The 19,090-nt window shown below is 35.7% G+C and carries 20 protein-coding genes and 1 tRNA gene; 9 read left to right on the forward strand and 12 right to left on the reverse strand.

Annotation, left to right across the window (positions count from 1 at the left end; translation table 11 throughout):
* Positions 1–31 precede the first annotated feature (31 nt).
* The 8 genes from ABMA70_RS07120 to ABMA70_RS07155 form a co-directional block, all read right to left on the reverse strand.
* Complete coding sequence (locus ABMA70_RS07120; RefSeq protein WP_392990758.1) at positions 32–1,027, reverse strand: hypothetical protein; 996 nt, start codon at positions 1,025–1,027, stop codon at positions 32–34.
* A 102-nt stretch (positions 1,028–1,129) separates the two neighbouring features.
* Positions 1,130–2,092, reverse strand: a complete 963-nt coding sequence (locus ABMA70_RS07125) for a hypothetical protein (RefSeq protein ID WP_392990757.1) — start codon at positions 2,090–2,092, stop codon at positions 1,130–1,132.
* A 161-nt stretch (positions 2,093–2,253) separates the two neighbouring features.
* Entirely contained in the window at positions 2,254–3,303 is a 1,050-nt protein-coding gene (locus ABMA70_RS07130) for a hypothetical protein (protein ID WP_392857499.1), read from the reverse strand.
* Between the two features lie 136 nt (positions 3,304–3,439).
* A complete protein-coding gene (locus ABMA70_RS07135) occupies positions 3,440–4,393 on the reverse strand; it encodes a porin (protein ID WP_392992267.1) in 954 nt (317 codons plus the stop codon).
* Positions 4,394–4,576: 183 nt separating this feature from the next.
* Positions 4,577–5,758 carry a hypothetical protein gene (locus ABMA70_RS07140; RefSeq protein WP_392990755.1) on the reverse strand — a complete coding sequence of 394 codons (1,182 nt, stop codon included), beginning with the start codon at positions 5,756–5,758 and terminating at the stop codon, positions 4,577–4,579.
* 153 nt (positions 5,759–5,911) lie between these two features.
* Positions 5,912–7,048 (reverse strand): hypothetical protein, encoded by a 1,137-nt coding sequence (locus ABMA70_RS07145; RefSeq protein WP_103218909.1) that lies wholly within the window; start codon positions 7,046–7,048, stop codon positions 5,912–5,914.
* Between the two features lie 128 nt (positions 7,049–7,176).
* Complete coding sequence (locus ABMA70_RS07150) at positions 7,177–8,706, reverse strand: lytic transglycosylase domain-containing protein (protein ID WP_103218908.1); 1,530 nt, start codon at positions 8,704–8,706, stop codon at positions 7,177–7,179.
* 155 nt (positions 8,707–8,861) lie between these two features.
* Positions 8,862–10,118, reverse strand: a complete 1,257-nt coding sequence (locus ABMA70_RS07155) for a dicarboxylate/amino acid:cation symporter (protein ID WP_392990753.1) — start codon at positions 10,116–10,118, stop codon at positions 8,862–8,864.
* 47 nt (positions 10,119–10,165) lie between these two features.
* Between ABMA70_RS07155 and ABMA70_RS07160 the strand changes: the two genes are divergently transcribed.
* On the forward strand, positions 10,166–10,708 hold the full coding sequence (locus ABMA70_RS07160) for a hypothetical protein (protein WP_146037905.1): 543 nt from the start codon (positions 10,166–10,168) through the stop codon (positions 10,706–10,708).
* Here the strand turns inward: ABMA70_RS07160 and ABMA70_RS07165 are convergent.
* Complete coding sequence (locus ABMA70_RS07165; protein WP_103218905.1) at positions 10,705–11,514, reverse strand: hypothetical protein; 810 nt, start codon at positions 11,512–11,514, stop codon at positions 10,705–10,707. The genes ABMA70_RS07160 and ABMA70_RS07165 overlap by 4 nt on opposite strands.
* A gap of 245 nt (positions 11,515–11,759) precedes the next feature.
* On the opposite strand from ABMA70_RS07165, the gene rplU reads away from it, so the two are divergent.
* The 5 genes from rplU (at position 11,760) to ABMA70_RS07190 (ending at position 14,379) form a co-directional block, all read left to right on the forward strand.
* Positions 11,760–12,065, forward strand: a complete 306-nt coding sequence (gene rplU / locus ABMA70_RS07170) for a 50S ribosomal protein L21 (protein WP_103218904.1) — start codon at positions 11,760–11,762, stop codon at positions 12,063–12,065.
* 26 nt (positions 12,066–12,091) lie between these two features.
* Complete coding sequence (gene rpmA / locus ABMA70_RS07175; protein ID WP_021266471.1) at positions 12,092–12,346, forward strand: 50S ribosomal protein L27; 255 nt, start codon at positions 12,092–12,094, stop codon at positions 12,344–12,346.
* 89 nt (positions 12,347–12,435) lie between these two features.
* A complete protein-coding gene (gene obgE, locus ABMA70_RS07180) occupies positions 12,436–13,437 on the forward strand; it encodes a GTPase ObgE (RefSeq protein WP_103218903.1) in 1,002 nt (333 codons plus the stop codon).
* 3 nt (positions 13,438–13,440) lie between these two features.
* Positions 13,441–13,905 (forward strand): ribosome silencing factor, encoded by a 465-nt coding sequence (gene rsfS, locus ABMA70_RS07185; protein ID WP_103218902.1) that lies wholly within the window; start codon positions 13,441–13,443, stop codon positions 13,903–13,905.
* 6 nt (positions 13,906–13,911) lie between these two features.
* A complete protein-coding gene (locus ABMA70_RS07190) occupies positions 13,912–14,379 on the forward strand; it encodes a 23S rRNA (pseudouridine(1915)-N(3))-methyltransferase RlmH (RefSeq protein ID WP_103218901.1) in 468 nt (155 codons plus the stop codon).
* Between the two features lie 3 nt (positions 14,380–14,382).
* On the opposite strand, the gene ABMA70_RS07195 is transcribed toward ABMA70_RS07190, so the two are convergent.
* Both ABMA70_RS07195 and ABMA70_RS07200 read right to left on the reverse strand, forming a co-directional pair.
* Complete coding sequence (locus ABMA70_RS07195; protein WP_199177574.1) at positions 14,383–15,390, reverse strand: tryptophan--tRNA ligase; 1,008 nt, start codon at positions 15,388–15,390, stop codon at positions 14,383–14,385.
* A 111-nt stretch (positions 15,391–15,501) separates the two neighbouring features.
* Positions 15,502–15,804 (reverse strand): hypothetical protein, encoded by a 303-nt coding sequence (locus tag ABMA70_RS07200; RefSeq protein WP_393022161.1) that lies wholly within the window; start codon positions 15,802–15,804, stop codon positions 15,502–15,504.
* Between the two features lie 143 nt (positions 15,805–15,947).
* On the opposite strand from ABMA70_RS07200, the gene ABMA70_RS07205 reads away from it, so the two are divergent.
* From ABMA70_RS07205 to ABMA70_RS07215, 3 genes are all read left to right on the forward strand, one after another.
* Positions 15,948–16,023: transfer RNA gene (locus ABMA70_RS07205), tRNA-Met, on the forward strand.
* 232 nt (positions 16,024–16,255) lie between these two features.
* The gene (locus tag ABMA70_RS07210) at positions 16,256–17,470 is read left to right on the forward strand and encodes a sensor histidine kinase (RefSeq protein ID WP_392990748.1); all 1,215 of its coding nucleotides are present in this window, start codon (positions 16,256–16,258) and stop codon (positions 17,468–17,470) included.
* A 48-nt stretch (positions 17,471–17,518) separates the two neighbouring features.
* Entirely contained in the window at positions 17,519–18,745 is a 1,227-nt protein-coding gene (locus ABMA70_RS07215) for a sensor histidine kinase (protein WP_392990746.1), read from the forward strand.
* On the opposite strand, the gene ABMA70_RS07220 is transcribed toward ABMA70_RS07215, so the two are convergent.
* Positions 18,742–19,041 (reverse strand): hypothetical protein, encoded by a 300-nt coding sequence (locus ABMA70_RS07220; RefSeq protein ID WP_103218896.1) that lies wholly within the window; start codon positions 19,039–19,041, stop codon positions 18,742–18,744. The genes ABMA70_RS07215 and ABMA70_RS07220 overlap by 4 nt on opposite strands.
* Positions 19,042–19,090: the final 49 nt, after the last annotated feature.

Consider the following 19,090-nt stretch of genomic DNA (forward strand, 5'->3'; position numbering starts at 1 on the left):
TTAAGATTTATTATACTTTAAAATAAATTAATTAAAACAAATATCCTACGTTTAGTGACCAACCAAGGCCATCGTAGTCGATATCATTTTCTTCACCAACAAAAATATAGCTTGCACTTATTGTTGCATCTAGTCTTTTTGTACGATAGCCAAAATCAGTTTTAAGTCTTACGTCAGAAGTGTCACTTGAGACACCTGGAGCATTTTCAGCCGAATAATTTATTCCCGGAGTAATATAGAAGCTTGATCCTAATAAGAATTCAGCATCAAATTCGAAGTATAGAGCATTAAAGTTATTTCCATCTGATGTATTATCTTCATCTTTTAAGTAGTTTCCAAATTCATATGTAAAGCTACCATCAATTTCAATTCCATTTACTACTTTTGTCATACCACTAAAAAGAGTGAATCTCTTACCAGTCGTTAAATCATCAGAGCCTTCAGTCTTTAGTTGTACACCTGCTTCGACACTATTTTTAGAATCTTGTTGACCAAAGCCTGCACTTAGAACGAAGAATCCACCTTTTGTGGCAGAAGTTTTATTTTCAACATATTCAACAGAACCACCTAAAACCTTGTCATTAACTTTAAGACTTCCACCGGCAGAAATAATGCTTTCATCTGTTGAAATATTTAATTCAGACTTTGTGTAACCAAGCCCTAAAGTTAGCTTCTTATTTACTTGGTATCCACCGAGAAATGAGAAGTTGGTCGCATGATTTTTAGAACCTTCAATATCAAAAGTAGGTATATCAACAGTTAACTGTCCATTGAATCCATTTGAAGAAAATCCACCAAAAACACCTGGAACAGTTTGTTTAATTTCAACGACTGGATTCGTATCACTTTCTACGCTTAAGTATTCATACTTAGCCGCCGCAAAATTTCTCTTTTCTTGCGATGATGCAATAACAGACGTGTTTAAAGTTTTACCATCGCGTGAAATTTCAGGAAGAATAAAATTTGCAGTTACATTGGTACTAATAAGTGAAAGTACACTTAGACATAAGATATTTTTCGACTTCAACTCGAACTCCTAGGGCGTATGAATATTTTATTAGATTATACAAAGAGAAAAGGGAGATGAAAATCTCCCTTTTTATGACAAATATTTGATTAATATCAGTTTTTAAAATAAATAGGCTACATTAACCTTCCACGCCATTTCATCGTAATCGACAGATCCAACTTCGCCAATAACTGCATAATCGACACCGAATGTCGCATCAATTCCGTTCATACGATATCTAAAGTCTGCAGAAAGATCGAGTTGCTTTGTGTCTGTTCCATCATTATCAATAAGTGTATATTCAATACCTGGAGCAATGAAGAACATCTTATGTAGCATAAATTCAGCATCAAAATTTAAATGAAACATAGAGTAGTCACCACCAGCTGTTGTGAAATCTCCAGTTGTATAATCAATATCACCATCAAGCTCTGTGCTATCTAATACAGTAGTCATTCCCGCAAAGATTTTTGTACGACTAGGAGACTTAATAGCATCATCTTTCTCTTCAAGATCAAACTGAAGTCCCGCTTCCCATGACATATTATCTTTATTTGAACCAACACCTAAGATGATACGATTATGAGAACCATCTATAGTTCCATTATCTTCATCCACAAGACTAAAAGACCCACCAATAATTAGATCATTCATATTAAATGAAGCTGCTATCTCAATAACTGTATCTTCACTATCAGGATCTGTATCAACCATTTGATAGCCGATACCGAGAGCAAATTGATCTGATAACCTGAAGCCTGCTTTGATATCATATGTATTACTATCAGTATCAGTAGCACCAGTATCAACATTTCCAAAATTTAGATCTGCTTCGATTGACATCATCTTATTTGACCAAGCACCGTAAAAATCAAAGTTAGTGGTATCAATATCACCACCACTATCTGGTTCTAAGTTTGATGAATTATACTCAGCCGCAACAAAAGTTCTCATCTCTTGTGTTACTGCAATTGTTGAATTATTTTTTGTTTTACCGTCTCGTGACGTTTCGGGAACTATCGTATTCGCAAACGCTGTCGTTGTAAGCCCAACTAGAGTTGCGGCCATAAAGATATTCTTCATTTATTCCTCCATAAAAGTTGTATATGCAAATTTTCAACTAAGATGAAAAAAATAAAAACTTAATTTAATTAAAAAAAATGATGGCTTGAATGAGTTAGTTAGAAATAAAAAAGGGAGATCTAAGTCTCCCTTCACGTATATTCTAAATTTTAAAATTAAAATTAGAAGTTGTAAGCTACGTTAACTTTCCAAGCCATTTGGTCAGTATCATATGCGCCAGTACCATCTATATACTCACCTGATAATTGATAATCTACTCCTAAAGTAGCATCAAAACTATTTGCACGATAACCAAAATCAGCAGAAAGACCTAGCGAGTCTTCTTCAACTGGTCCAACAACACGATCATTATAATAAAGTCCAGGTGTTACATAGAACATTTTACCAATTAAAATTTCAGCATCAAGATTTACGTTTAATTTCTTATAGTCGTTACTACTTAAATTTGTTTCTACTAAGTTATCACCAGTTATATAAAATATATCTGCATCAAACTCTATATCGTTAATTACTTTAGTAATACCAGCAAATACTCCAAACTTTGAATCACGCTTTGTAGTATCAGAACTCGAATCTCCTTCAGCATTATATTCAATACCAGCTTCCCATGACATGTTATTTGCGTTTGAACCAACACCCAAACGATATCCATACCAATCACCTTCAGTTTCTCTAACTAAGCTAATTGACTTTATCGTAGTTTTTCTATCGCTTGAATGATGCGCAATTGATGCTCCAATAACTAAATTATTTAACTTATAAGATAAACCAAATTCTGTTTCAGGGAGTTGTGAGTCAGTATGAACGACTGCAGAGTCAATAGCTTCTTTGTCAACAGTATGAGCTAGACCTAATGAGAGTCTCTCATTTAAACGGTAGCCAATAGCGATATTATAATAATCATAATCATAATCAGCGACTTGATGATAGTCGCCTTTTCCATCTCTTAAATCAGCAGCAAACGTAAACATTGAATTTGACCATTCTCCATAAATATCAATACTATTTCTATCTAGCTCACTGTCAACGTTGTCCTTTTCAAAAGTTGAAGAGTTATATTCAACAGAAACAAATTTTCTCTTTTCTTGTGAAGTAGCAATAACTGAAGAGTTTCTTGATTTACCATCTCTAGAAATTTCAGGAACTATAATATTTGCATATGTGGAAGATGAAAGCATAATTACGGCAACAGAACTTAATATTTTTTTCAATGTTTACTCCTTAAAAAATAACTATACTAAATATTTTCCATATACAGCAATGAAAACACAAGCAAATATTTTCAATGTAAAAAAAAAGGGAGACCTAAGTCTCCCTTCACGTATATTCTAAATTTTAAAATTAAAATTAGAAGTTGTAAGCTACGTTAACTTTCCAAGCCATTGAATCGAAATCAACGTTGTTTTCTTCAGCCATAACAGCATAGTCAATACCAAAAGTAGCATCGATTTTGTTAGCTCTGTAACCAAAGTCAGCAGATAGATCAAGTTGGTTTGTTTCTGAACCATTATCATCTTCACTTGAGTAGTTAAGACCTGGAGTGATGTAGAACATTTTCCCAACTAGGAATTCTGCATCAAAGTTAAGCTCTAGGTTAGTGTAGTCACCACCAGCAGTTGCTGAAGCGTCACCAGTTTCGTAAGAAAGATCACCATCTAGTTCGATGTTGTTAACAACTTTAGTCATACCAGCAAATAGTTCAAATTTTGAACCAACATCTAGATCCTCATCTTCTTCCATTGTGTAAGTAAGACCAGCTTCCCATGACATGTTGTTTGCGTTTGAACCAACACCAACAGTTAGAGTGTTGAATGAACCATCAGTTGTACCTTGCTCATAAGAGTTGATTGCAAATGAAGCACCAATTACTAGGTCATTCATATTGTATGAACCAGCAATTTCAAGTTTAGACATATCAGTTTCTGGAGTTGTATCTTGAGACATCATTGTGTAACCAAGACCAACAGCAAATTGCTTGTTGATTCTGTATGCAGCTTGTACACCGTATGAATCATTATCTGTATCTGCATCTTCACCCATGTTGATATCTGCTTCTACAGAGAACATTTTGTTTGACCATGCACCGTAAACATTCATGTTAGTTGTATCAACTTCTGGTGCACCAGCAGTATCAGCTTCTGTAGTTTTTGAGTTATACTCACCAGCTACGAAAGTTCTCATTTCACCAGTTGTAGCGATAACTGAAGAGTTCTTAGTTTTTCCATCACGTGAAGTTTCTGGAACGATTGTGTTTGCAAATGCTGCAGAAGAAAGTACTGCCATTGCGATAATACCTGTCATTTTTTTCAAAACTTACTCCTTGTTTTGTTTTATTTAAACTAGCGTTCTAGTTCGATTTAAAAAAATAATTTACTAAATTATACCCTTTTTGTTTTTCTGTGCAATTTTTTTTTACTTTTTTTTAAGAAAGGCCGTGGTTACACTTCCACGGCCTTCTGTATACAATCAAAAATTTTAAATCAATTAGAAGTTGTACTTCATTGCAACTCTTGAATCAGTGTCTTCACCATTTGTACCAGTGTAAACATCAATATCAACAGTTTTATAAGTTAAAGTAGCACCTACAGCAACTCTTGTAGTGTTTTCAAATGAAGCATCACCATTTGAATAAGAACCATTGTAGTTAGCAACAACAGCTGATGCTAAAATATTAGTTGGTCCACCTGTTGCATTTCCAAGGTCAGTAGATTTTGCATTTGAGTAAACAGATTGAGAAACAGAACCTCTTAGAGTTAACCAATCAGTTGCTTTAGTTTCAGCACCAATAATAACTGGAAGATTCATTGTTTCTAGCTTTGCTTTACCAGGAACTGCGTTAAGTTCTACATTGATTACTTGGAATGCAGTTCTTACGAAAACCATTCCACCTTCAACTTTGTATTCTTTACCTGCACCAAGATCTAGACGAGAAAGCTCTCCATCTTCAGCTCCAAGACCTCTTTCTTGATCCCAAGAAAATGTTTTATATGAACCGTAGAATTTAGTGTCTTTATTGATTGTGTAAGAACCACCAACTTGAACACCAAGAGTTCCATCAAACTTATTACCTGATAGAAGGTTCTTAGACTCAGACATTAGAGAAACGTTTGCGTATGCATCCCAGTTGTCTTTGTTAACACCAAGCTTAACGGCCATTGCTTCGTCTTCCATTTTATTATTTGTTGTCCCATCAATTGATGTAACGTCTCTGTCTGAAGAAGCATAAACAAAAGCTGCACCCCAGTTAACACCAGCTTTTCCACCAATGAAAAGTTCTAGTTGATTATCTGATGAAGCTAAGTAGTTTGTTGTAGCAGCTGGAGCTGATGCAAGAATTCTTAGAGATGTAGAAATATTTGATTCGTTACCTAGGTAAAGACCATAAGTGAAGTTCCCCATTTTCTTAAAGAATCCACCCATCGCTTTTGGGTCACCATCAGTATCAAGAGTTGCTGATCCAGAACCAATACCTTCTGCACCGTACTCAAGTACAACCATATCTCCATAGTTGTTTACAAATGAAGCGTTAGTGAAGATATAACGATCATCCATTGTGTAGTAGTTGTCTTCAACTTCATCACCAAGAGCAAGAAGTCTTGCTTTTGTAGCATAAGCACTTGTGCTTAAAAGAGCTAAAGTAGCGGCACCTAAAAATACCTTTTTCATATTCCTCTCCTTGAGTGAGTAAATTCCATGAGTTCAAAAAGTAAACTCTTATTAAAAAATGTTAGTTCTTAAATTTTCGAAGGAGATGGGATGAATGTCAACACCCTGAAATTGCTAAAGAATTCGCAATCCCAGGGCTGATATAAGTATTTTTTATTTTATTTTTGCTTGGACAGCGATTCCTCTTGCGAGAAACTTTGACGACATCCAGGAATCTACGAATGTATCATTCTTTGTCGCCGCCTGCTTCAAAGGAGCGTTAAAACTAAAGAAAATAAGGTGATCTTCGTTTAGAGTTCCATCCTCTATTGAAGAATCGTCAATATCCGGACAATAAGAATAGTCTCTTAAAACCACACGCTCCTTTGACTCATTCTCATTAAAAGCGTCAAAATTCTTGGCCAGGTTTTTCTTCAGAAGATTGATTTTTTTAGAAATATCTTCCTCCGTGCTCTCTTCTTTATCGACAAAAGTAACAAATTTGGCCGTTTGAGCATATCCTTCACTTTCAGATTCACAAATCTCACCGATAAAGTGTCCCCAATCGTGCGTAAAAGATAATGGAAAGAAATAAGTTTGCGACTCTTCATCTTTTGTAATTTTCTCTTTTAAGTCTAAGTGAACATAAAGAGAACATGGTGTCGATGTACTTTCACAAAATTCAATGAACTCACTTGAAAGTGTCTTCTTATCTTGAAAGAGCTCTAAAAACTTAGCAGGAGACTCTCCCCAATATAAATTTTCACATTCAATAATTAGACCATTTGTTAGGCATACTTTCCAAAATGCTTGATCAATTAATTCTTCTGGAGTTGTACGATAGATTTCTTTAATTCTAAGATTGAAACTATTAGTTTTAATTCTCTCTAGAAGTCCTTCTTTACTAAGCGATGGAAGAAGTTGCGATGGCGATAATTGAATATGATTATCAATATAACTCTCTTCCCCCCACAGTAGTGGCATCGGCTTTGTACGAGATCCAAACGGGTGAAATTTAGAATCTTTGTAAAAACATGAACTATTGATTGGTGTCTCTTCAACAAGTCCTAGATCTTTTAAGATTGAAATATTTCCTTCACCGCGAATTAGTGACGGTCCCATTAGCTTGAAGTTATCTTCAGTTACTTCTTCTTCAGAAAGAAGCTTTACACTTGTTGCATCTAAATTATTTAAATGATCGAATAGATCAATTGCAAAGATATCACTTCCAACAATCAAATTTTTAATGAATGTCTTCTCTTCTTGTTTTACTTCAACTTTTTTAAGTTTAAGAATATCGCTATAGGCCATAGTACCAAATTCCTTGTGTGTTGTGTTTGGCAATACAATAGCGTATTTTTTTTGGAATTAAAATAGCGAAACCACGCATTAAAGCGTGGTTTCAGGTAATTTCACTATTTTTTTCTTACATTTTTAGATTATTTAATGACGAGCCTATCGCCTGCTCTAATTTGTCTCTTCTTGATAATATTTAAATTTGAAACAATTAGAGTATCAAGGCTTACACCTGTTTTACGTGATACAGACCATAAAGAGTCTCCACGTTGAACAGTGTAGTATTGAGTTGGATTATTAATTTTCTTTCCACGTTGTTTCGCTAATCTGATGCGATTACTATATTTTCTTTTTCTTACAACAGACTTACGAGGTTTATCATAGAGATCTGCGTACATATTATCTTTCTTACTCTGTCCTATTCTAAATGGCAGTGTTACGTAAGATCCGCGCTTAACTCTTGAACGATGTGATTTGTAATCATCGTTTAACCAAGTAAGAACTTCTTTATCTTTAATTTTAAATTTTTGAGCAACATCACTTAAACGAGTTCTCTTACCTCGTACACGATACTTTTGAAAAACATCCTGGCTAGCGACGTAATTCTTTTCAGTACAACAACTTGCCCACTGCTCTCTTTTTCCAACAGGAACTCTTAGCGTGTAAGTTTTGTGTGTTGGTGGCGTGAACCATCTTTGAATCTCTGGGTTTAAGTAATGAAGATCATCAAATTCAATATTTAAATCTTTTGCAATTTCGAATAAGTCCGCTCCACCTGGAACAGAGATTTCTTGAAAATCCAGTGGTTCATGCCAATCAATCTCTTCAAAACCAAAAGACTTTAAGTTCTTTCCAATAATAGCTAGTGCCATAATTTTAGGAACATAATTCTTTGTTTCTGGTTTTAAATAACGGCCTTTTCTGATTTGCCAAAAGTTCTTTGTACGATAGCGACGAATCGCACGAGACATCTTTCCTTCACCAGCATTATATGATGCTGCAGCAAGCTCCCAAGAACCAAATTGATTAAAGAGTTTTCTTAAATATTTTGAAGCAGCAATTGAAGACTTGATTGGATCACGTCTCTCGTCAACATACCAGTTAACTTCAAGTCCATAACGACGACCTGTATAAGGCATGAACTGCCAAGGCCCTACCGCTTTTGCCCACGACTTAGCTTTTGTTTGGAATCCAGATTCGGCCATTGCTAAAAAGATTAAGTCTTGTGGTAGACCATTATCCTTTAAAACTTTAGAAAGGATCGGAGCATACCTTCCAGCTCTTGCAGAGTATCTTTCAAAGAAGCCACGGCCACGTGTTGTAAAATACTTTATCCATTTCTTAACTGCCGCATTGTAAACAACAGGAATATCAAAATAATTATTTTCTAAATTTAAATGCTCAGCTCCATATAGGAAGTAAGTCTTAAGTTCATGAGTTGTTGGATGTTCAATCTTTGCAGAACCAACAATCTGATCATTCGAGAACTCTGCTCCGTGCTTTGCACTACGAGCGATGATTTTTTCTTCTGAGTATTCCGCATCTGCTTCAATTTCAGCATCTGTTTCAACAACTTCAGAAATGTCCTTCGGGCTCGGGACATCTTTCTCAACAGAGATACATGAAAAGAGCAGTTGGGAGGTTACCAGTAAAATTAATCCATTAATTCTCATCGATCTTCCTTAACTATATGTGCGTATTTCGTTTTCATAAATATTCGGGAACCCAACTTTGGGGTTCCCATATTTTTTCAAATTGTCGTGTCTGAGTCAACGAGGAAAAGATTTTTTCGGTTAAGTACAGTACTGAATTCAATACTTTATATTGTTTACTCTTTATTTTTCAGCATAGAATCAACAACAACTGTTCCCATGGCGTCACCAAAGACGTTAACTGCAGTTCTGAACATGTCCAGAATTCTATCCACAGCTAAGATAAGACCGATCCCCTCAATAGGAAGCCCGACAGCTGAAAGTACGATCGACATTGTAATTAGCCCCGCACCAGGAATTGCTGCTGCTCCGATTGCCGCAAGAGATGCTGTCATAAAAATAATAATCTGCTGAGTTAAACCTAAGTCAAAGCCATAAGCTTGCGCAATGAAGATGGCGGCGACTGACTCATAAAGAGCAGTTCCATCCATATTTACAGTTGCACCTAATGGTAAAACAAATTTTGCAGTATCTTTATCAACGCCTAAATTTTCTTCAACATTCATCATCGTAATTGGTAGAGTTGCTGCTGAAGAAGCAGTTGAAAAAGCAGTAATAATAGCTGGCCCTACACCTTTTAAAATCTCAATAGGAGAAGTTTTTCCGCGAATACTTCCAATAATCAGAAGAAAAATACCATGACAAATCAATCCTAGAATTACTGTCAGCATATACTTAGAAAGAGATATAATTGCGCCAAAACCAGATTTAGCAAGAACCCCTGTCATAAGAACAAAGATTCCATAAGGAGCTAAGCTCATTACTCCCATTGTTAGTTTATTAGAAAGAGATTCAAGAGAACCTACTACTTTAACAAATGGTTCACTATCTTTAGGAATAAATAGCGCAGTCATTCCCATAAGAATTGAGAAGACGATAACTTGTAAAATATTTCCATCGGCCATTGAACCAAATGGATTCGTTGGAATTGCACCTAGTAGAACTTCTTTGATTGAAGCAAACAGTGACGCCCAACCACTTGAACTACTTGCAACTTTCGACTGCATTGCTTCTGAAAGGCCATGAACTCCAGCAGAGCCAAGATCAGCACCAATACCAGGATTGATAAGATTTACAAAAATAATTCCAAATAAAACGGCAATACAAGTTGTAATGAAATAATAAGCAACGGCCCTTACCCCCATTCTTCCTAATGATTCTGGTGTTCCTAAGTGGTACATCGCCATAAAGATAGATGAGAAAACAAGAGGGATAATCACCATTTTAAGAAGAGAGATAAACGCATCTCCTATAGGAGAAATAAATTTTACGTATTCACCCTTTCCAAAATAATGTAACAGAAGACCCAAAATTAATCCGAGTACCATTGCAATACCAATCTTCTGCGCTTCCTTCTTTGCTGCTGGTTGCATTAAATTCCCCTTTTAACTATAAAAATTCAAATCGTTTAAAATAACGTATGGTAAAAAAAATTCTTAACAATATTCTAACTTGTTCATTTATTCTCTTATCATTTTGCATATTTATCAATCCGGCAAAAGCTAAGGTGGAAGAACCGAATTACGACTTCACCTTTGATAAATTCAAACCATTCTATCCTGGACAAAAACTGTCAGATATAAAGAATGAATATAAAGCAATCAGATTAATCAATGACAAGAAACCTCTAGCAACTTATGAAATTCAAATTCGCCATCAGAACTACTTCTTTCCTGTTTTTATTCATGTTAGAGATGAAGTCGTTTTAGATTTCTACGCAAGACTTCCAAATTACTTTCTTCACAATACTTTTCATCAATCACTAATAAATCGCTATGGTAAGCAGGATAAGTTTATCAATAATGACGGCACGTCAGTCTATATTTGGAATGATGAAGCCGGATTCACAATTACATACACAGGAGCATGTACAATTACATGCTTCCCGATATTTATTCATATGATAAAAAAAGATGATGTGAAGAATAAGGATTCTTTTCTCATTAAACTTTTAAAAAACTAACTTAACTCTTTTGCAACATCGTTTAATGCAAATTTGTAACACATAATATTTTTGGCAAGAGTGGCCAGGGCCTGTCTTGTTGCCATTGGCATTCCATTGGCACCAAAGTAAGCCGAGTGAATTGCTAAAAATGCCTGTGCATCTTCAAACCTCATCTTAACAGGGCCCAACTTATTAAGAGGATCAAGCTTTATAAAGATCTCTGATTTTCTCAGTTTATGTACTTCACTCATCGTAAATATATTCTGATTACGATAATCGATATAAATAACTTCACCTTTAACATCTGCCATACGGCCAAGAATAATTCCCTGCTTAGTTTTTCTTCCCCATAGGCCAATAATTCCCATAGGAGCTAAAGCCCAAGTTAAAAAGCGATTGATAACGACTCGGCTTTCAAATTCTCTTTCGGTGTGACCAAATTCTGGAAATGTTCCCATTAGCCACTCATTTGAGGCCAAAGACAGAACAATCATCGCCATATTCTTATAGCGATAAACATTGTATCCAGGTTTTTGTACGATCGACTCCTTCCCATACTTGTCATTGTCAAAATTTGACCTAATTTGGGCGGCCACCATCGGTGTCGCTTCATCAATAGTCATGACCTTGGCCAGTTGATTTGACGCTATATTTTGTTGGGCCAGCTCACTTTCTTTCTCACCCAGCTCAGTAAAATTCATAATTTGTAAAAATCCTGCGATTTCCGGATCGAACTCCGCAATACGCAGCCTAATATAAACAGGCAGCGCCTGCTCCTTAGCATATTGATAATATGTGTATTTTTCAGTACTTACAGATTGCATTATCGCCTCCATTCAACTTAATTTTTCGGTATTTTTTCCGACTAAATAAGCTCGAAGTGGTTTCCGCTTAGCGCTAGGCAAAAAATCCTCAAATAAAGGAGTGTAATTGCGTCTTAGTCCTTGACAATAGGCCCAATTATTAATAAAAATCCTAGTTTCATAAAGTTAATTTCAGTCCGAGGGAAAAAAGAGTTAGCGAGAACTATCGAGCAACCCCCAAAGGCTGCCTTTCATTAGGAGAAAGTATGTACGGAGTAGTAGAGATCTCAGGTCACCAGTACAGAGTAGAAGCTGGTATGACTATTGATGTTCAGAAGTTAGAACAAGAAGCTGGATCAACTGTAGAATTTGATAAAGTTCTATTTGTTGGTGGTGAAAGCGCAAAAGTTGGTGCTCCAACTGTTGCTGGTGCTAAAGTTGTTGCTGAAGTAGTAAGACATGATCGTTCAAGAAAAGTTATCGTTTCTAAAAGAAAGCCAGGTAAATACATGAAGAAGAACGGACACAGACAACACTTTACAACTTTAAAAATCAAAGAAGTTAAAGCTTAATTAATTATCAATTTTAGGAGTTAGATATGGCACACAAAAAAGCCGGTGGTTCAACAAGTAACGGTCGTGATTCAAACCCAAACATGTATGGTGTTAAGAAATTTGGTGGTGAAGCTGTTGTTCCAGGAAACATCATTGTAAGACAAGCGGGATCTAAGTTCCACGCTGGTAAAAACGTAAAAGTTGGAAAAGACTTTACTCTATTCGCTACGAAAGAAGGTAAAGTACAATTTGGTTTCTATAACAAGAAGAAGCAAATCGTTTCTGTTGTTGAAGCTTAATTAAAATTACCATTTTACGCTATTAATTAGTTGTAAATATTAAAGGGAGCCTATACATAGTGCTCCCTTTTTTTATATAAGACCTTATTATGAAATTTATCGATGAAGTTAAAATTACAGTAATTTCCGGAAACGGAGGAAACGGATGCGTAAGCTTTCGCCGCGAAAAGTATATCCCATTTGGTGGACCAGATGGTGGTGACGGTGGTGACGGTGGTAGCATCTACTTTGAAGCCGACGAAGGAATGAACACTCTTGTTAACTTCAGAGGTAAAAAACATTACCGCGCCGAACACGGACAGCAAGGTGGTGGCCGTCAAATGTGTGGAGCATTTGGTGACGACCTCACAATCAAAGTTCCTGTTGGAACAATTGTTCGTAATGCAGAAACGAATCAAGTTATCGCGGATCTAACTGATCACGGTATGAGATTAATGGTTGCACAAGGTGGACGTGGTGGTCTTGGAAATATTCACTTCAAGACTGCAACTAATCAGGCTCCACGAAAAGCAACTGCAGGAAAAGAAGGCGTAGAACTTGAAGTAGATCTTGAACTTCGTCTACTTGCTGATATCGCACTTGTTGGATTACCTAATGCTGGTAAATCAACACTTATTTCTTCAATCTCTGCAGCAAGGCCAAAGATTGCAGATTATCCTTTTACGACTCTTGAGCCAAACCTTGGTGTTGTTACACTTGGTGAAGATGACTCATTTGTTGTTGCCGATATCCCAGGGCTAATTGAAGATGCCTCAGAAGGAAAAGGCCTAGGGATTAAATTCCTAAAACATATTGAAAGAACAAAATCTCTTGTTCACCTAGTGGATGTTTCTTGGTGTCTTGATGAATACGAAGCGTTTGAACAATACGTAATTATTCGCCAAGAGCTTGGTCGCTATAGTGAAGATCTTTTAAATAAGAAAGAGCTAATTTGTTTAACAAAAATTGATGCTATGACAGATGAAGAAATTAAGAAGTTCCAAGACTTCTTCGAGGCACAGGTTGATAGAAAGTGTCTTCCAATCTCTTCAGTATCTGGATTAAATATAGACTTACTAAAATCTTTAATGCTTAAAACGATAAAGGACTAATCAATGTCACAAAATGAATTTATCACGAAAAACGTAGATGAAATTGCAGATAATTCAAAGCTTGAATTCCCATTAAATATTGCTATGGCGAGTGCTTGGATTCTTGGTAACTTTAAAGGTGTTAACCTTAAAGTTCTTGATATGAGAAAAACAACTGCACTAGCAGATTTCTTCGTACTTGCATCAGCAACAAACTCTTCAATGGCAAATGCAATGTCTGATGAGATTGCAAAACAAATGAAAAGAAAAGGTCAGACGGTAATCTCTAAAGAAGGTCTACACCAACAAACAGATTGGATTCTAATTGACCTTGGTGACATTATTGTTCACATCTTTGATGAATCAGCTCGCGAAGCATATGACATCGACAATTTATGGTCTGTTCCATCAATTGAAATTCCAAATGAGTACTACTACTCTTCTGAAGAAGCTGGAGCATCTACTGATTCAGATAAAGGTTACTTCTAGTAACTCATGAAAGACAATCATGTTATTGTCATTGGGAAGTTAAAAGATAAGCACCTTATCGCGCTTGAAAATGAATACCTTAAGCGTATTAACTTCCCAAAACTTCACATCCATGAGTGTAAAGGTCATCAAGAAAATATTGATCTTGAACTTAAGGAACTTCTAAATAAAGTCGAATCCATAAAAGCAAAATTTGGAAATCAACACGTAGTTGCAATGACCGAGCATGGAAAAACTTGCGATAGTGAGAAGCTTAGTAAGTATATTTATGATGTTATTGAAACCCAGCAAAAAGGTGTTTGCTTTCTAATCGGTGGAGCAGCAGGCTTTCCTAAAGAGTTTTTAAAGACAGTTGATTACCAACTCTCCCTATCTCCTATGACTTTTCCACATAAGATTGCCCGACTTGTTCTAATCGAACAAATATATCGAGCTCAAACGATCAAGCAAGATCATCCTTATCATAAAAACTAAATATTAGTTTGAAACACCAATAGCTTTCTTAATACGACGTAAGTTCTCTTGAGCGATAGGACGAATCTTAGCAGCACCTTGTGCAAGGATAGCATCGATCTGTGACTTATCGGCCATAAGAGCTTCATACTTTTCACGCATCGGTGTTAGTTCACGGTTTAGGACCTCAAAAAGTTCAAGTTTAGCGTGGCCCCAACCAATTCCTTCTTGATAACGTTTGGCCAAGGCAACTTGTTCTTCTGATGTTGCAAAGAATTTATAGATATCAAAGATTAATGATTCGTCAGGATTCTTTGGAGCCTCAGGAGGAGTTGAGTCTGTTGTGATTTTATTAATCATTTTCTTAAGCTTCTTCTCTGGAACAAAGCATGGAATATGGTTTCCATACGACTTACTCATTTTACGTCCATCTAGACCTGGAAGAAGTTTATTTTCGGCCTTGCTTACAATAGCTTCAGGAAGAGTAAGAAGATCACCAAATTTGTGATTAAAGCTTGAAGCGATATCTCGCGCAATTTCGATATGCTGTAGCTGATCCTCACCTACTGGTACATAATCAGTATTCATAAAAAGAATATCTGCGGCCATAAGAACAGGATAAGAAAATAGACCCATATTAATACCAAAGTCTTCATCGCGATTTTCTTCAGCATTCTTATCTTTCTTTGCTTTATATGCATGAGCGCGATTCATTAATCCCTTTGAAGCAAAACATGAAATAATCCAATTTAGCTCTGTAATCTCTGGAATATCACTTTGCTTATAAAGAATTGCTTTATTTGGATCAAGTCCAGCAGCTAGCCAAGTCGCGGCCACTTCATAAATATCATTTCGAAGAATTTCTCCATCGTGAATAGTTATAAGAGAATGATAATCAGCAATAAAGAAGTAGCCTTCCATATCTGATTTATTAACATTATCAATAGCAGGTTTAATTGCACCGATATAGTTTCCTAAATGTGGCATTCCTGTTGGTTTAACACCTGTAAGACAAATTTTCTTTTTACTTATGTCACTCATTTTCAAAGCCTACTTCTTAAAGTTCACAGTCTGTTATAGCTAAATTTTTGACAAAAAAAAAGGGCCCATTGCAGGCCCTTTATATCTAATTATGTAATTCTATTAATTGTCGTACTTTACTAAAGAAGAAGACTCCATAAGCTCAGTTAGAAGCTCAATAGAAAACTCTAAAGCTTGATCTCCGTATGGAATTTTTGAATTCTCTTGGCAAAATTTCGACTGTTTTACTAGTGAAGCGCAAATTCTCATCACTTCCGCAGTCCCATCAAAAAAGTCTGCTTCATCTTCTGTTGTCACAATATGTGCCATTAGCATATTAATCGTTTTAATTGCGCGAAGCTGTGCAGGTGTAAGCTCTGAAGTATCGATATCAATCGTTAACTTACTATGATTTTGCATTTCCATCGTCTAAACTCCAAAAAATTTATTTTTTAACATCCCTCATACAGAGTTCATATCGGAGCGTCTTCTAGAAATTTTAGTAATTTATGTCTGACAAATTTAATTTGACATAAGACCTTTCTGATAATATATTGATTTTACTTTGTCGCGGGGTGGAGCAGTTGGTAGCTCGTCGGGCTCATAACCCGAAGGTCGTTGGTTCGAATCCAGCCCCCGCAACCAATTTCTTACTTAAAAAATCCCAGTCATTTACCACACTTACCGTCATTAAAATAAGGCGCTAACGCTTATATTTTAATTTTGCATATTAAGCTCCTCAGCGTCATAAAGCTGCGCTTCATGAACGCAGGGACAACCCGCAACCAATTTCTTACTTAAAAAATCCCAGTCATTTTCAACTAAATAAAATATCGTCATAGCCGACAATCTTTTATATTATTTATATTTAGTAATTATGAAAGATCGTTTTAATACACTTCTTATTCACTTCACTAATGTCATGGCGATGATCTCATTACTTGCCTATGCCTTTAGACACCATCATTTTATCAATGATAATGTTTTGTATTATTTTGTTTTACCAATCTCAACTCTTTACCTTGCCTTCTATTATTTTGACTTTAAAGGGCAACATACACTTAGAAATATTTCGAGCCTCTTTCCTTCTATCGCAATAACATTGGTATTAATTACTTCTTTTGGTGGTATTCACGCTCCAGGAGTCTTCTGGATTGCAGGGTTCCCAATTTTCTTTGCAATATTTTTTAGAAAAAGAGGGATGATTATTGGCATCTCACTCATGCTTGCTATCTATACTGTCTTCTATGCCTTTGAGGCGCAAATTCTATCGATGACAGTTAATGTGTCACCAGAGCTTTATATGCAAGAAAAGAGGATGAATGTTATTCACTTCTCGATTGTTATTACTCTTTTCTTTCTATACTACACTTGGCTTGAGCAACAAACGCGAGATGAAATTGAACAATCAAAAGAGCAACTGGACACCCTTTTACATGTTGTTCTTCACGATCTTTCTAATCCAATTACAATTTTAAAGTTAAAACTTTCAAATTTGAAAAGACGGTTTCAAATTAAAGATAATGAAACAAAGCAAATCAAAGAAGCTTTTTCTAAAATTGAAGAGATTATACAAAATATTAGAAGCTTTCAAATGAGTTCTGAAAACTTACAAGAAGATAGAAGAATAATCGAATCAACAGAGTTGAAATCATATCTTTCAGAGCAGTTTAGATTAATTAATAAGAAACACTTAAAATTAATTTTTAAAGATGAAGGAGGCTTTAAGATAAAATGTTCTCCCTCTATTCTTAAAGACCATATACTAAGTAATTTACTTACTAATGCTGTGAAATTTAGCCATCCCGAAGATATCATTGAAGTAACTTTTAGCATCCAAGGAGACTCTGCACTGCTCAGTATTCGAGATGAAGGTATTGGTATTCCAGAAGAACTTATGGAATCGATTTTTGAATTTGATAAGAAAACCACAAGGCCTGGAACAATTGGCGAAGCTGGTACCGGTTACGGGCTTCCAATCGTACACTACTTTGTAGAGCTTTCAGGTGCAAAAATTTTCGTTCACTCGCCTACAAGTAATGAAAATGGCACGGAGTTTACCTTAAGTTTTCCCTTGAGAAATCATAAATAAATTTCACTTTGCTAGCATAAGATCACAATTTGATTTAAAGTGGCCTCGATGAAACTAAAATTCAAAAGCGAGAACCTTATTCAGCGCTATCTGATTGTTTTTACGCTTATCATGGTATCAATTACAGTCAGTTACTACTATCTGGCGTACCCTAATGTTCTCTTTCATAAGATTCCGAAAGAGTTCTTTTATACGTATACGACGGCCCAGGTTTTATTTTTTATTATTGCCTGTGCACTAGGAAAGCATGGTCTCGCCAAGGCGATTTGTGTTCTGCCGTCTATTCTAATCATGATAATCATTGTCTTCACTTTTGGAGGCGTAAAGTCTCCTGGGATTATTTGGATAACAGGAACGCCTATTTTTTTCGGAGTTTTCTATAATAGATCAGGGCTTCTTTTTGGTGTATTTGTGATGATCTCCACATTTGCATCTTTTTTTATGCTTGATCATACTATCGCATCTCTATCTTACCCTTTAACGAATACTCAATACTATTCTCTATTGAAATTTAATATCGTACAATTCTCTATTCTCACGACAATATATTTTTTCTTCTATGTTTGGCTGGAGTCCAACTCTAGACTAAAACTTGCACTTTCAAATAAGCAACTTGATACACTACTTCATGTAGTCCTTCACGATCTTTCAAATCCAGTTACTATTTTGAAATTAAAAATTTCAAGCCTACTTAGAAAGAGCGTAATTGATGAGTCTTCTTACATACAAATCAACACCTCTCTAAAGAAGGTTCAAGAGATCATTTCAAATGTAAGAAGCTTCCAATTGGATTCAGAGAGTCTCTTCTCACATAAAAGTAAAATCGACTCTGAGCTAATTAAAAACTTCTCTGAACAGCATTTTAAACTCTTAAATGATAAAAACTTAAAACTACACTTTGATATTCTCACAGAGAAAAGCTTTTTTTGTGAAAAGAAGATTTTCTGCGATCATATATTAAGTAATCTTATCTCAAATGCGATTAAATTCAGTCATGAAGGGCAAGACGTGCTTATAAAGTTTTATGATGAAGCTGGTCGTATTTATATTGATATTGTCGACAAGGGAATAGGTATTCCAAGTGACATCATTGACGGCCTTTTTCACTTTGAGCGAAAGACTAGCCGCCTAGGGACAAAAGGAGAAGTTGGCACAGGTTATGGCCTACCTATTGTGAAATACTTCACTGATTTCTCAAATGGAAAAATCAATATAAGCTCTGATGTAAATATCGGAACCCGTGTAACACTCTCATTTCATATAGCAAAGAATTAATGCAGGCTTTGATTTGGCAGCATTAGTAACTCACTCCAAAAATTAAGGTGTTCTTTAGCTTTATCATTTAAAGTAAAAGATTCCTGGCAGATGCTCTTATAACATTCGATCCAGCATTCGCGTATTTTTTCAGCAATATCGACAGGTATGATATTGGCCTCAAGATAAGCTTTATCTAAATGCTTTAGTGATGAAAAATAAAATACATCGTTTACACGCGAGCGCTGTTCTCGCGTGTAGTGAATTGCTACAACAATTTTTTGTGCAAATGAAACTCTAGGGTCAAAATCTCTCATAAGTTACTCCAAATCTCTCAGAAATTTTTCGGAGCAAAGTTAACAAATA

The sequence above is a fragment of the Halobacteriovorax sp. XZX-3 genome (genome assembly GCF_043196495.1).
In the GTDB taxonomy this organism is placed as follows: domain Bacteria; phylum Bdellovibrionota; class Bacteriovoracia; order Bacteriovoracales; family Bacteriovoracaceae; genus Halobacteriovorax_A.